Source organism: Aureimonas sp. AU12, assembly GCF_001463705.1.
Taxonomy (GTDB): domain Bacteria; phylum Pseudomonadota; class Alphaproteobacteria; order Rhizobiales; family Rhizobiaceae; genus Aureimonas.
In genome coordinates this window covers 1-13,176 of sequence record NZ_BBWH01000052.1, presented here as the reverse complement: position 1 = coordinate 13,176, position 13,176 = coordinate 1, and the positions used below count along the sequence as shown (strand labels likewise).

The 13,176-nt window shown below is 65.7% G+C and carries 12 protein-coding genes; 7 read left to right on the top strand and 5 right to left on the bottom strand.

The window, feature by feature from the left end; translation table 11 throughout:
* Positions 1-273: 273 nt before the first annotated feature.
* Positions 274-1,758 (top strand): hypothetical protein, encoded by a 1,485-nt coding sequence (locus tag AUL33_RS22335; protein WP_156419512.1) that lies wholly within the window; start codon positions 274-276, stop codon positions 1,756-1,758.
* 102 nt (positions 1,759-1,860) lie between these two features.
* Here AUL33_RS22335 and uvrB read toward each other — a convergent pair whose 3' ends face one another.
* Complete coding sequence (gene uvrB, locus AUL33_RS19865) at positions 1,861-4,911, bottom strand: excinuclease ABC subunit UvrB (RefSeq protein WP_062212552.1); 3,051 nt, start codon at positions 4,909-4,911, stop codon at positions 1,861-1,863.
* A 164-nt stretch (positions 4,912-5,075) separates the two neighbouring features.
* Between uvrB and AUL33_RS19860 the strand changes: the two genes are divergently transcribed.
* The 3 genes from AUL33_RS19860 to AUL33_RS19850 all read left to right on the top strand — a co-directional run bounded on the left by AUL33_RS19860 (position 5,076) and on the right by AUL33_RS19850 (position 7,825).
* Positions 5,076-5,531, top strand: coding sequence for a DUF805 domain-containing protein (locus AUL33_RS19860; RefSeq protein WP_062212549.1), 456 nt, complete (start codon positions 5,076-5,078; stop codon positions 5,529-5,531).
* A gap of 116 nt (positions 5,532-5,647) precedes the next feature.
* A complete protein-coding gene (locus tag AUL33_RS19855; RefSeq protein WP_156419511.1) occupies positions 5,648-7,069 on the top strand; it encodes an extensin family protein in 1,422 nt (473 codons plus the stop codon).
* A 135-nt stretch (positions 7,070-7,204) separates the two neighbouring features.
* On the top strand, positions 7,205-7,825 hold the full coding sequence (locus AUL33_RS19850; protein WP_062212547.1) for a hypothetical protein: 621 nt from the start codon (positions 7,205-7,207) through the stop codon (positions 7,823-7,825).
* Between the two features lie 155 nt (positions 7,826-7,980).
* Here the strand turns inward: AUL33_RS19850 and AUL33_RS19845 are convergent, their stop codons facing one another.
* Positions 7,981-8,340, bottom strand: a complete 360-nt coding sequence (locus AUL33_RS19845; protein WP_062212544.1) for a DUF3088 domain-containing protein — start codon at positions 8,338-8,340, stop codon at positions 7,981-7,983.
* Positions 8,341-8,591: 251 nt separating this feature from the next.
* Positions 8,592-9,020: an acyl-CoA thioesterase gene (locus tag AUL33_RS19840; RefSeq protein ID WP_062212542.1), complete on the bottom strand. Its 429-nt coding sequence runs from the start codon at positions 9,018-9,020 to the stop codon at positions 8,592-8,594.
* Between the two features lie 372 nt (positions 9,021-9,392).
* Between AUL33_RS19840 and AUL33_RS19835 the strand changes: the two genes are divergently transcribed.
* Both AUL33_RS19835 and AUL33_RS19830 read left to right on the top strand, forming a co-directional pair.
* The gene (locus AUL33_RS19835; RefSeq protein ID WP_062212679.1) at positions 9,393-9,920 is read left to right on the top strand and encodes a superoxide dismutase family protein; all 528 of its coding nucleotides are present in this window, start codon (positions 9,393-9,395) and stop codon (positions 9,918-9,920) included.
* Between the two features lie 123 nt (positions 9,921-10,043).
* Positions 10,044-10,508 carry a PRC-barrel domain-containing protein gene (locus AUL33_RS19830; RefSeq protein ID WP_062212539.1) on the top strand — a complete coding sequence of 155 codons (465 nt, stop codon included), beginning with the start codon at positions 10,044-10,046 and terminating at the stop codon, positions 10,506-10,508.
* Positions 10,509-10,584: 76 nt separating this feature from the next.
* On the opposite strand, the gene AUL33_RS19825 is transcribed toward AUL33_RS19830, so the two are convergent.
* On the bottom strand, positions 10,585-11,205 hold the full coding sequence (locus AUL33_RS19825) for a glutathione S-transferase family protein (RefSeq protein ID WP_062212675.1): 621 nt from the start codon (positions 11,203-11,205) through the stop codon (positions 10,585-10,587).
* A 258-nt stretch (positions 11,206-11,463) separates the two neighbouring features.
* Here AUL33_RS19825 and AUL33_RS19820 point away from each other — a divergent pair, with 258 nt between their 5' ends.
* A complete protein-coding gene (locus AUL33_RS19820; protein WP_062212536.1) occupies positions 11,464-12,669 on the top strand; it encodes a pyridoxal phosphate-dependent aminotransferase in 1,206 nt (401 codons plus the stop codon).
* Positions 12,670-12,682: 13 nt separating this feature from the next.
* Here the strand turns inward: AUL33_RS19820 and AUL33_RS19815 are convergent.
* On the bottom strand, positions 12,683-13,176 hold a 494-nt coding region (locus AUL33_RS19815; RefSeq protein WP_156419510.1), incomplete at its 5' end, for a DUF3095 family protein.

The window sequence follows — 13,176 nt, the reverse complement described above, 5'->3', positions numbered from 1 at the left end:
AGAGCCTGTGAGGGTTCTCATACGGGCTTGCCTGGATCGCCAGTTACGCGGCGAGGCACATGTTTGGACTGTCAACCATCATAATGGCGGCAATCAAGAGCAATGTTCGACGCATTCGAGCTACCTCTTAGTTTTCGTTACGTGATGTGCGATAGCGATGATAGACATAATGATATCTATCTTAGCTAATACGCTGACATTATAGCATACTTCGTTTTAAGGACTTAGTGGCTTGTTAGGCCATGATTTTTTGGCGGAGGCAGTAACGTTACCATGCCTAGTGGTGTTGCTGCCTCCACTCGCACCAGTTACTGGAAAATGCGAGACAAAGATGAAAAGAGATATTTTCACTTTGATCGTAAGGTTTCAAGAAAAAATCTTGAAAGCTTGGCTAACAGCCCAGATTTAGTAGCAAAACATTCATTTTATCCGCTTCTCTCGTTTAAGGAAGAATGGATAAGGTATCGCGGTGACGGGGTCGGTAAGAAAAAATCGCGCCCTATACGTTATGCTTCTCGCAAAGATGCTGCGATATACGCTAGATATAGAGCTATTCTCCTTCCTTGTTACGAGGAGGAACTTTCTAAACGCGAAATCTCCGACGTTCCTATCGCATATAGGAAGATAATAGGGCCGAGCGGCGCTGGGAAAAACAATATCGACTTTGCCGTCGATGTATTCCGATTCGTTCAAAAAGCCGGCAATTGTGTTGCCACCGTCGTTGATATCAGTAGTTACTTTGATAGTTTAGATCATGGAATAATTGAAAAAAACTGGAAGTTGCTAATGGGCGGCGTGCTTCCTGCCGATCACAATAAGGTATTGAAGTCTCTCACAAATTACGTGACTGTTGACTCAAAAAAATTGTTTGAGAGGCTGGAGCTATATAAAAAAGGTGAAGGCGCTAGCAAGGTAGAGCGGCGTATGAGGCGGATCGATAGATTGCGGTCCCTTCGGCATGTCCAATTACTCTCGCCAAAGGACTTTCGGGCGAAGGTTTGCGGTGGCGATCCTAATCTTCCTAGTCTACTTCAGAAAAATCCATTTAAGTATGGAATACCTCAGGGAACGCCAATCTCTGACTTGATTGCAAATTTCTACCTATTAGATTTCGATACCGTTGTGTCAGCATGGGTATCTGAGCGGTCCGGCATTTATCGACGCTACTCGGACGATATCGTAGTCATAGTCCCAATTGAGAATGTTAAAAGCCCACATGATGTTGCAGATTGTTTAAAAAAAGAGATTATAAATCACGGTCCTAAAATAAAGATTCAAGATAAAAAGGTTGCTGTCGGTATATTCACGATAATCTCAGGACAGCAGAGTTATAAACACTGCTTTGGAATGGCGTCGAAGAATGGGCTGGAATATCTGGGCTTCGAGTTTAATGGGCTAGTGGTAAAAATAAAAGATGCCACCCTTTCAAATGCTTGGCGTCGTTTGAAGAGACGTTCCTACGGTTTTGCTAAACGATATGTTCGACAATATCGACAGAAGGGGGATGATTGGATCTCAATCAACTATCCTTCTGAGATGTTAGAGATTAAGATATTGAAGAAAGTTACGGCTGGGCAAGATGTTGGCTTCAAAAGTTGGACGTTCATCCGATATGTCCGGCAGGCTTCTGTAAAATTCATTGGCTTTGACCGCGATTTTTCCCATCAGATCAAACGATATCGACGCATGGCCGGTAAGCTAATAAAGATGGATCTCAACAAGGCCCTTGAAAAATACGGAAATAATTCCGAGAGATAAAAATCAGGGTCCTCAATTGTTAGGTATCTCCGATATCCTTGTCGAATAAGGTCTATTGGATATTTTATTCTAAATACTGATAATCCAGCATTTTCATGCATGTCACCGCCCCGGCCTCCCCGTCTTCCCCGGCCGGCGCTTGCGGCGCTTTTCGTCCGCCGGGTCCTCGTAGCTGCCGGCGCCGATCTTTTCGCGGCGCAGGGGCTTGAGGTCGTCGCCGGGCTTCGGGGGGAGGGCGCCGGCGTGGAGGGGCTTTTCGGTGCGGCCGACCGTCATCTCGTCGAGCGAGTTCTTGCGGAAGAGCGGGCGCTGGGGCGTTGGCGTGTCGGTGCCCGGGCCCATGTCGTCGAGGCCGGGCTTGGCGAAGTAGGAAGCGCCGGCACCGCTGCCCCTCATCCCCCTGCCGGACTCGTCTCCCTCTGGTGAAGACGGGGTGCCGTCCGTGCCGAGCTTGGGTTGGAGGGCGCGCACGCCCGCGTGGTCGACGGGCTTGATGCGGGCGGCGAGCGGCTCGCCGTTGGGGCCGAAGCGCGGGTTCTCGCGGTTGGCGGCGGATTTGCCGCGCGGGCGCGCGGAGGCGCGGGGCTTGGCGGTGGGGCCGTCGGCGAACATGTCGACGTCGGGCGTGCGGGCGAGCGGGTCGTCGGCGATGGCGAGTTCGGTGGCCTGGAGGCGCTTGATCTCGTCGCGTAGGCGCGCGGCGGTCTCGAAGTCGAGATCGGCGGCGGCGTGGCGCATCTCCTTCTCCAGATGCTCCAGATGGCTCTTGAGATTGTTGCCGACCATCGCGCCCGAGGCGGCATGCGCGCCGGTGGGCACGCGGACATGGTCCTTCTCGTAATAGCTGTCGAGAATGTCGGCGATCTTGGCCTTCACCGATTCCGGCGTGATGCCGTTGGCGACGTTGTAGGCCTCCTGCTTGTCGCGGCGTCGGTTGGTCTCGGCGATGGCGCGCTCCATCGAGCCGGTGACGCGATCGGCATAGAGGATCACCTTGCCATCGACATTGCGCGCGGCGCGCCCGATCGTCTGGATCAGCGAGGTCTCCGAACGCAGGAAGCCTTCCTTGTCGGCGTCGAGAATGGTGACGAGGCCGCATTCGGGAATATCGAGGCCCTCGCGCAGCAGATTGATGCCGACGAGCACGTCGAACGTGCCGAGGCGCAGATCCCGGATGATCTCGATGCGCTCCAGCGTGTCGATGTCGGAGTGCATGTAGCGCACGCGGATGCCCTGCTCGTGCAGGTATTCGGTGAGATCCTCGGCCATGCGCTTGGTGAGCACGGTGACGAGCGAGCGGTAGCCCTTGGCGGCGGTCTCGCGGATCTCGCCGAGGAGGTCGTCGACCTGGCTCTTGGCGGGGCGGATCTCGATCGGGGGATCGGTGAGGCCGGTGGGGCGGATCACCTGCTCGGCGAAGACGCCGCCGGCCTCCTCCATCTCCCACGAGCCGGGCGTCGCCGACACCGCGACGGTGGGCGGGCGCATGGCGTTCCACTCCTCGAAGCGAAGCGGGCGGTTGTCCATGCAGGAGGGCAGACGGAAGCCGTATTCGGCCAGCGTCGCCTTGCGGCGGAAGTCGCCCCGGTACATGGCACCGATCTGCGGGATGGTGACGTGGCTCTCGTCGATGAAGACGAGGGCGTTGTCGGGCAGGTATTCGAAGAGGGTCGGCGGCGGGTGGCCGGGCTGGCGCCCGGTGAGATAGCGCGAATAGTTCTCAATGCCCTGGCAGGAGCCGGTGGCCTCGATCATCTCGACGTCGAAGCCGACGCGCTGTTCCAGCCGCTGCGCCTCGAGAAGGCGCCCGGCCTTGTTCAGCTCGACGAGGCGAAGGCGCAACTCCTCCTTGATCGATTTCACCGCCTGCTGCAGCGTCGGGCGCGGCGTCACGTAATGCGAGTTGGCGTAGATCTTCACCGACTTGAGGTCGTCGGTCTTGGCGCCGGTGAGCGGGTCGAACTCGTGGATCGCCTCGATCTCGTCGCCGAAGAGCGAGATGCGCCAGGCGCGGTCCTCGAGGTGGGCCGGGAAGATCTCGATCGTGTCGCCGCGCACGCGGAACGAGCCGCGGGTGAAATCCATGTCGCGGCGCTTGTATTGCTGGGCGACGAGGTCGGCGAGGAGCTGGCGCTGGTCGAGCCGGTCGCCCACCGCCATCTGGAAGGTCATCGCCGTGTAGGTCTCGACCGAGCCGATGCCGTAGATGCAGGAGACGGAGGCGACGATGATGACGTCGTCGCGCTCGAGCAGGGCGCGGGTGGCGGCGTGGCGCATCCGGTCGATCTGCTCGTTGATCGACGATTCCTTCTCGATGAACGTGTCGGAGCGCGGCACGTAGGCTTCCGGCTGGTAGTAGTCGTAGTAGGAGACGAAATACTCCACCGCGTTGTCGGGGAAGAAGTTCTTGAACTCGCCGTAGAGCTGCGCGGCGAGCGTCTTGTTGGGCGCCAGCACGAGGGCGGGACGCTGCGTCCGCTCGATGACGTTGGCCACCGTGAAGGTCTTGCCCGAGCCGGTGACGCCGAGCAGCACCTGCGTCTGGTCGTTGTCCTCGCTGATGCCGGCCACGAGATCGCGGATGGCGGTGGGCTGGTCGCCCTTCGGCTCGTAGTCCGAGGCGAGTCGGAAGGCATGGCCGCCCTCCGACTTCTGCGGGCGGGCGGGGCGGTGCGGCACCCAGATCTCGCCGTTCTTCAGGAGCGGGTTGCCCTCGGAGATCAGCCGGGTGAGCGCCTCCACCGTGGCGGTGACGCCGCCCTCGGGCAGGAAGCCGGCATCCTCGAGCGAGACGTCCATGCCGGAGACGGGATTGAGGCCGGCGCGGGCGCGCTCGGCGGGCGTGGCGGCGATGCCCATCGAAGTGCCGCGCGCGGTCTTGCCGGGCTTGCCCGAAGGCGCGGCGTCGGGCTTGGCGGCCTTCTTCGCGGGCGCCTTCCTGGCGGGCTTGGGCGCATCGGCGGCACGCTCGGCCTCGACCTCCAGCGACTGCGCGATCTCGTCGGCCCAGCCCGAAAGCGGGCCGGTGAGCGGCGCGCCCTCGAACTCGGCCTGCGGCGCCTCACTGAAGCCGGGCGTCATCCGCTCGGAGGCATCGGCGAAGTCGAGGATCGGCGAGCGGCGGGGCTGGGGCGTCTTCTTGGAATGGGGCATGGTGGCAATATGGGCCGGGGCCGGGGCGGAATAAAGGGGGAACGGGGGTGTGCTGCCGGTCGAATTGAAGCGGCCGTCGCAACCCATCGCTAGCGTTTGGCGTGTAGGCGGGAGGACGGGGGCGTTCGCTTCGACCCCCCGTGTCCCGCATTCATGGGTGCCCGATGAGCTACCAGCTTCTCTTTCTCGATTTCCACGGACGAATCGGCCGCAAGTGGTTCTGGATCGCCTCGCTCTGCCTCGTGGCGTTGCAGGCTGCGGCCGGTTTCGCGGTGGACCTGCTCTTGCCCCCGACGGACGATCCGGTCCCGACCTTCACCGAGATGGCCGGGGCCCTCGAAGCGGGATCGGATCCGACCGGGCCGAACTGGCATGGGATCGCGAGGCTGGTGGCGGGGATCCTCGTCTGGATGGGGGGTGGCTACGTGAGCCTGGCGATATCGGCCAAGCGCTGGCACGATCGCGGCAAGTCCGGCTGGTGGCAGCTCCTCCTGCTGGTGCCGGTGATCGGCTTCATCTGGGTCTTGGTCGATACCGGCTTTCTCAAAGGCACCGACGGGCCCAACCGCTTCGGGCCGGACCCGCTCGTGGATCCCGTCGCCGCGCTCGACGGGGCGTGATCGCCTCACGCGAACGGGATCGCATTCAAACCGATCCGTTCATCCTTCGTTGACCAGACGGACCCTATCCTGACGATCATCCGCTCGAGTATCGCGGAGGATGAAAGGCCGCCCCGATGGTATCGCGTAAGACGGGTTGGCGCATCGTCACGCTCGCCGCCGCCGTGTATGCGGCGGCGGGCGCCGACGGGCCGTTCCATCCGGCGGCCGCGCGCGGGCCGATCCCCCCGGCCGACATTCCCAATGTCGCCTCGCGCCCGCCCGAGGGCCGCGCGAAACCCGGCCGCTCCCCGACGCGGCGCGAGCCCTCCGTTCGACGCGAAGCCCCCGCACGCGAGCCCGCCCCGAGCCGCTACGAGGCGCCGCCGCAGCCGGCACCGGGCGGCGGCAACCTCGTCTGGGGCGGACCGCTGCCGACGGACGACATGGGCTATGTGCCGAGCCCCGCCTATGGCGAGGCGCCCGCCCGCCGGGGCGGCGGGTTGGCCGCGCCGCCGGTGGCGCGCGAGCCCGAGCCTGCCATGGCCGAGCCGGCGCCGCCATCTGCCGAGCCGGATGCCGGCGTCGCCGAGACCGCGCCGGCCTTCGAGGCCGAGGAGCCGCCCGTCGATCCCGGTCCCGGCCAGTACGGCCGGACCTATCCGGTGCAGGAGCTGCGTCCGCAGGTGCGCGGCAGCGCCGAGCCGGCGGGAGAGCCACCTGGGGCGCCGCTCGTGCGCGAGGCCTCGTTGCCGACGCTTGGACCCCCGGTCGTGGTGGACGATGGCGGCGCGGGCTACGGCGCCGAGCCCGACGCGGACTTCGATCCATGGGAAGGGCTGACGGAGGCCGAACCCGAACCCGAGGTCGCCCCCGCGCCGCGGCAGGCGCCGCCACGCGAATCCCGCCGCCTCGCCTCGCTGCCGGCCACTGCGCCGCCGACGTCGCGGGGCGGTCTCGACGCGCGGCCGGGCCGGGGAACGCTGGAGGCCGAGGTGCCCGAGGGCTACCGGCCGCTCGCCAAGTCGGAGGCGCTGTGCCGGCGCGAGCTGAAGCGGCTCGGCGTCGTCTATCGCGACGTGTCGCGCGTCGCCTCCGGCGGGAGCTGCGGCATCGACCATCCCGTGCGGATCTCGCAGGCCGTGTCGGGCATCGCCATGTCGCCGCCGGCGGTGATGAACTGCCAGGCGGCGCTGAAGGTGGCGCGCTGGCTGAAGGACGACGTGAAGCCGGCGGCGCGCTGGAAGCTGTGGAAGCGGCCGACCGCGCTCATCAACGCCTCGTCCTATCGCTGCTCGCGCATCGCGGGGTCGCGCACGATCTCGGAACATGCCAGCGGCAACGCGCTCGATGTCGGCGGCTTCCGCTTCGCCGACAGCTCGGTGGTGAAGGTCGAGCCGAAGGGCGCCTTCTCGTTCCGCGAGCGGGCGTTCCAGACCGCGATCCGGCAGGGGAGCTGCCGCCATTTCGGCACGGTGCTCGGCCCCGGCTACAACCGCGCCCATGCCGACCATCTGCATCTCGACGTGAAGACGCGGCTCCTGCCGATCTGCAAGTAGGCGCAGTCGCATCGGTGTGGGAGCCGACAGGGGACCCGTCGCGAAAACTTCGCACGTCCGACGCGGCAACACTTCACCACCCCGTGCGTTGAGGACCCACGGACGTCGATCCGGGATCAACGACAGGAAACGGGTATGCTCAGGCAGCTCTCCCTTGCGGCCATACTCCTGGCCACGGCGGCGCCTCTGGCGCACGCACAGGATGCAAACGACTATGACGGCGACCGCTACGAGCGGCCGGCCGATCGCGAGGACGGTCCGCCGCCGCGGCCCGAGATGCGCGAGCGAAAGGACGACGATCGCGGCGACGAGAACCGGATGCGCGACGTCCGGCATGGCGATCGCTGGGCCCGCAGCGACGCGGACGAGCGCCCCGATCCCCGCAAGGACGATCGCGACCGGGATCGCGGCGATCGGCCGGGTCCGCGCGGACCGCATGGTCCCGAAGGCCGTCGCGGACCGCCGCCCCCGCCGCCGAAGGCCGGCTTCGAGATCCGTCTCGGCGAAGGCCGCGCGATCCGCGTCGACTGCGGCGACGAGATGATCGCCGACTGCGTCGACGCCTCTCAGCCGATCCTCGATGCCGTGGCGAAGATGGTCGGTCCCGCCGGACTGGCCGGCGAGGGCGACCGCGTGCCGCCGCCGCCGCGCAGCCTCGTGGACGGCGCCACGCCGCCGGCTCCGGCCGCAGGTGCGGATGCGCCGACACCACCGCCGGCTGCCGGTGGAACGACGCCCCCCGCGCCGGCCAACTGAGCCACGCCGGTTTGACCCGCGCCGGCCAACTGAGCCGCGCCTGTTTGAGATGACCGAAGAGCCCCGTTCCTGACCGGACGGGGCTTTTTCGCGTTCGAGGCGCCGGCAAGGGGGGCGGGGCTTGCGGCGAACGAGGCTCGCTCACCGACGAAGGCTTATGGATGCGGTGCCGGAAATCCGTGCCGCTCCGACAAGGTCGCGAGGATCCTGTCCTTGTCCGCAATGAAGGTGCGTCCCGCGTGAAGGCCGGTCCGGTGCGCGGAGGTCTCCCCATCGGCGAGGACGAGAAGGGGGAGGGACTGGTTCGCCTCGCCGACCCATTCGATCACGGCGTTTCGCGGCCTCGGCCAGGGTACGCGTCGGATGTCGAAGCGGGCGGCAAGATCGGGGAAGGAGGCCAGGACGCCTTCGAGGAGGGCACAGTGCCAGCAATAGAAGACTTTACCGGGATAGGCGGGATCCTCGAAGCCCGGGGCGAGCAGGAACAGCGTGTCGCGTTGGGTGTGGAGGCTCATCGATCTCTCGTGTTGTTCACGGTTCCGACCTTGAAGCGTGCGTTCGAGACCCGGGGCATGCGGAGGTGATCATGCCCATGTGGTCCCGGCGATTTCGCGAGGCCGGGCATTTTTTGATTTCGCCCAGGGCTCGTCACCCGTCGGCATCGGGGTCGGAGGGACGTTGCTCATTCCGGACCTCGTTGGACAGATGACCCGCGATCGAGGGCGTGAAGGTTCGCCCATTCCAGGTGCGACCGGTCGTGATCGCTTCAAGCGATCGGTGGGGCCGCGAGCGGGTCGGGGGGCACGGGGGTCGGCTGGGCGTCGTCGTCGAGCGCCACCATGACGAACGTCCCCTCCGTCACCTTCACGCGCTCCATCGTCAGGTAGCGCCGGGCCCAGGCTTCGATCGCCAGCGTGATCGACGTGCGCCCGACCTTTTCGAGCCGCGTGTAGACGCAGAGCGTGTCGCCGACATGCACCGGGCGGCGGAACACGAGCGTGTTCACCGCCATCGTCACGACGCGGCCGCGGGCCCGCTCGGCGCCGCGGATGCCGGCGGCCAGATCCATCTGCGACATGACCCAGCCGCCGAAGATGTCGCCGGCCGCGTTCGCGTCGGCGGGCATGGCGAGGATGCGCACGGTCAGCTCGCCGCGCGGCTGCGTCTCGTTCGTCTGCGGGGCATCGTCGGGCATCGCTCGGGCATCTCCGGGGTGGGCTTTTTCGGGATCATAGGACAAGTCCGGCAGGAGGGCACGGGGTGGGGCGGCTTCGCGCCGCGGATCGACGGATCGGTCGTGCGTCCGCCTGCCGGGGAGGGGCCTATCGCCTGTCTGCCGAGAAGCGGGGTGGGGTTCAACCCCGCCTGGACGGCCGTCCCGTCTGCGCTCAAGCCGTCGCCGGACGGCCGTTGCCTTGCGGGACGGACGGTGCGGGTCCGCTCGCAAACCCAGGCAGCGGGTCCGGTCACGCTCGCGTCAGCAGGCAGCCTTACCGGAACGGGGCGGATGGGCCCGCGTTCGATTCTCCAGAGGCCGGCGGCTGCCGGCACCATCGGAGGATTTTCCATGAACCGCGTTCTCGCATCCCTTGCCGTTCTCGCGCTCGCCTCGCCGGCCCTCGCGCTTCCCGCTGCCGCACAGGAGCCCGCGCCGATGCGCATCGAGTTGAAGGGCGCCGACGGCGCCTCGCATGGCACGGTGACGCTGACCGAGACGCCGCACGGCGTGCTCATCGACGGCGACCTGACCGGCATGGCCGATGGCGAATACGCCTTCCACTTCCACGAGACCGGCCTTTGCGAAGGCAATTTCGACAGCGCCAAGGGGCACCACAATCCGACGAACCAGGAGCATGGCTTTCTCGCCGCCAACGGCCCGCATGCCGGCGACATGGCCAATGTCTACGTGACCTCCGGCAAGGCGCGCTTCCAGCAGTTCAACCCGATGGTGCGCCTGGCAGGCGGCGATGCGCCGTTGCGCGATGCCGACGGTACGGCTGTCATGGTGCATGGCGGGGTCGACGACTACAGCTCGCAGCCGAGCGGCGATGCCGGCAGCCGCATGGCCTGCGGCGTGGTCTTCGCAGCGCAATAAGCGGGACTGGTTCCCTGAATTTTCGCAGGAAATTCCGGGAACCGGAAGCGCCCGGCAAGCGTCTCTCCCCCGAAGGACACGGCGTCGCAGGTAGCGACGCCTTTACTGAAAGGCCTACCCATCATGAAGTCATTCGTTCTCGCCGCCGGTTTCGCCACGCTTCTCGGCGGTGCCGCTTTCGCCCAGACCGCGACCACGACCACGATGACCCCGGCGGCCCCGTCCGCCGTCACCTCCAACACCGGCGGCGCCTTCTACACGATGCCGGCAGCCCCGGCGGCCGGCGCCATGCCGATGAGCCATCTGGCGAGCGATCTCGACGACAAGGACGTCTACGGCGCGAACAACGAGAAGATCGGCGAGATCGAAGATTTCGTCATCAACTCGGACGGCACGGTCGCCGCGGCGGTGATCGAGGTCGGCGGCTTCCTCGGCGTCGGTGAGAAGGACGTGCTGATCTCGTTCTCGTCGCTGCAGATGGCCATGGACGGCAACAAGATGCGGATCTCGGTTCCTGAGCTGACGAAGGAGTCGCTGACGTCGGCGCAGGACGTCGATCTGGATACCGTGTTCCCTGACCACGACTGATCCGATCTCATCGATCGATGACTGACGGAGACCCGCACCGGAAACGGTGCGGGTCTTCTTGCGTTCGGGCCGCCCCTCAGGGCGCGGGCGGCACCCAGTCGCGCGGGCGAAAGCCGGGGAGCGCCTCGATCGCCGCGATCCAGGCGCGAACGGCCGGCAGCGGCGTGAGGTCGAAGCCGCCCTCCGGGGCGCTCGCCGTGTAGGGATAGAGCGCGATGTCGGCGAGGCTCGGGCGATCGCCGCCGAAGAACGGGTATTCGGCGAGATGGCGCTCCATCACGGTGAGCGCGGCCGTGCCGTTCGCCAGCGTCAGGGCCATGCGCTCGGGCGTCGCAGCACTGGCGCGCTCGGGATAGACGGTGAGCGAGCGGCGCACCGCCACCGAGCCTTCATGCGCGTTCTGCTCGAAGAACATCCAGCGCAGCATCTGCGCTCGTTCGAAGGGCTCGGTCGGCAGGAAGGGCGTGCCCTCGCCGAGATAGACGAGGATGGCGTTGGATTCGGCCAGCAGCCGCCCGTCGCCGAGATCCAGCAGCGGGCACTGGCCCGCCGGGTTCTTCGCCAGGAACTCGGCCGTGCGCGTCGTGCCGTCGCGCGTCGAGGTCTCGACATGGCGGAAGGGGCGGTCGGTCAGCGCCATCAGGAGGCGCGGCTTGTAGCAATTGCCGCTGTCGAGCATTCCGTGGATCGTCGGCACCATGGCGGGTTACTCCTTCGCGAGCGTCTAGGCCGCGAACCTTGCGGCATCGCGCGGCGGCGTGCCAATTCCGATCCGTGATGTCCGGCATCAGCCGATGTCATGGGCCGGCCCCGTCGCGGGCCTCACCGTCCTTTCGTCTTGCACCGCACCCGCGCCGAGACTAGGGTCCGCCGATTTTGAACGGCAGCCGCGTCGATGGCGGCTTCCCGACGCGATCGCCCGAGCCCGTCCGATCCAGACCTCCGGAGCCGCCCCATGGCCTTCCTCGCCGCTTCCCTCGACCGCGTGAAGCCCTCCGCCACCATCGCCGTGTCGCAGAAGGCGCGCGAGCTGAAGGCGCAGGGCATGGACGTCATCGGCCTCGGCGCCGGCGAGCCGGACTTCGACACGCCCGACAACATCAAGCAGGCGGCGATCGAGGCGATCCATCGCGGCGAGACCAAGTACACGCCGATCTCGGGCATCCCGCAGCTGCGCGACGCCATCTCGAAGAAGTTCAAGCGCGAGAACGGCCTCGACTACAAGCCCGAGCAGACGATCGTCTCGACGGGCGGCAAGCATGTCCTGTTCAACGCCTTCATGGCGACGCTGAACCCCGGCGACGAGGTGATCATCCCCGCGCCCTACTGGGTCAGCTATCCCGAGATGGTGGCGCTGTGCGGCGGCACGCCGAAGGTGGTCGAGACCCGGCAGGAAGAGAACTTCAAGCTGACGCCGGAGGCGCTGGAAAAGGCGATCACGCCGAAGACGAAGTGGTTCCTGTTCAACTCGCCCTCGAACCCGACGGGCGCCGCCTATACGCATGACGAGCTGAAGGGCCTCACCGACGTCCTGATGCGCCACGAGCATGTCTGGGTGATGACCGACGACATGTACGAGCATCTCGTCTACGGCGACTTCCAGTTCGCCACCCCGGCGCAGGTCGAGCCGGCGCTCTACGATCGCACGATCACGATCAACGGTGTGTCGAAGGCCTACGCGATGACGGGCTGGCGCATCGGCTATGCCGGCGGGCCGCTGAAGCTGATCAAGGCGATGGACATGATCCAGGGCCAGCAGACGTCGGGCGCCTGCTCGATCGCGCAGTGGGCGGCGGTCGAGGCGCTGAACGGCACCCAGGACTTCATCCCCACCAACCGCGCCATGTTCGAGAAGCGCCGGGATCTCGTGGTCTCCATGCTCAACCAGGCGCGCGGCATCGAGTGCCCCTCGCCGGAAGGCGCCTTCTACGTCTACCCCTCGGTGAAGGGGACGATCGGCATGAAGACCAAGGCCGGCAAGGTCATCGCCAACGACGAGGATTTCGTCACGGCGCTGCTCGAGCAGGAAGGCGTCGCGGTGGTGCACGGCTCGGCCTTCGGCCTCGGGCCGAACTTCCGCGCCTCCTATGCGACCTCGGACGAGCTTCTCGAGGAAGCCTGCACCCGCATCCAGCGCTTCTGCGGCTCGCTCGACCGCTGAGCGTTTCGTTCGTCTAGATCAAAGGGGCGTCGGAGCGATCCGGCGCCCTTTTTGCGTGGGCCTCCTTCGCCTTGAGGGCGCTGGCGGCCTGCGCGTACCCGCCCGCGGCGCCGTCGAGGAAGTGGACGTGGTCGCTGCGGGTGGCCGAGGGCACGAAGCAGGTCATCAGCGAGGCCGTCTGGCGGAAGGTGCCGGTGCGCGCGACGCCGGCACCTTCCGCCGCCGCCAGCCGCGCCTCGATGCGGGTGGCGAGCGCCGGGGTGCAGTCGATCGTCATGCGAAGGCCGTCGTCGAACTTGCGAAAGTCGGTGTTCTCGACCAGCTCGCGCCGGTAGCGCGCGGGGTCGAAGCCGCCGACGGAGAGGCCGAAGCGGAAGAGTGCGGTGCTGAAGGCGGTGCGCAGCAGCACGCGCCCGCGCGCGGCCAGAGTGGAGCCGCCGGTCGCCGCGGCGTCGATCTCGGCCTCGACGCCGAACGCGTCGCTCGGCCAGCGGATCGGCGGGCCGC

Coding starts and splice junctions, on each gene's coding strand:
- AUL33_RS22335 (WP_156419512.1), top strand. CDS start 274: ATGCCTAGTGGTGTTGCTGCCTCCACTCGCACCAGTTACTGGAAAATG.
- uvrB (WP_062212552.1), bottom strand. CDS start 4,911: ATGCCCCATTCCAAGAAGACGCCCCAGCCCCGCCGCTCGCCGATCCTC.
- AUL33_RS19860 (WP_062212549.1), top strand. CDS start 5,076: ATGAGCTACCAGCTTCTCTTTCTCGATTTCCACGGACGAATCGGCCGC.
- AUL33_RS19855 (WP_156419511.1), top strand. CDS start 5,648: ATGGTATCGCGTAAGACGGGTTGGCGCATCGTCACGCTCGCCGCCGCC.
- AUL33_RS19850 (WP_062212547.1), top strand. CDS start 7,205: ATGCTCAGGCAGCTCTCCCTTGCGGCCATACTCCTGGCCACGGCGGCG.
- AUL33_RS19845 (WP_062212544.1), bottom strand. CDS start 8,340: ATGAGCCTCCACACCCAACGCGACACGCTGTTCCTGCTCGCCCCGGGC.
- AUL33_RS19840 (WP_062212542.1), bottom strand. CDS start 9,020: ATGCCCGACGATGCCCCGCAGACGAACGAGACGCAGCCGCGCGGCGAG.
- AUL33_RS19835 (WP_062212679.1), top strand. CDS start 9,393: ATGAACCGCGTTCTCGCATCCCTTGCCGTTCTCGCGCTCGCCTCGCCG.
- AUL33_RS19830 (WP_062212539.1), top strand. CDS start 10,044: ATGAAGTCATTCGTTCTCGCCGCCGGTTTCGCCACGCTTCTCGGCGGT.
- AUL33_RS19820 (WP_062212536.1), top strand. CDS start 11,464: ATGGCCTTCCTCGCCGCTTCCCTCGACCGCGTGAAGCCCTCCGCCACC.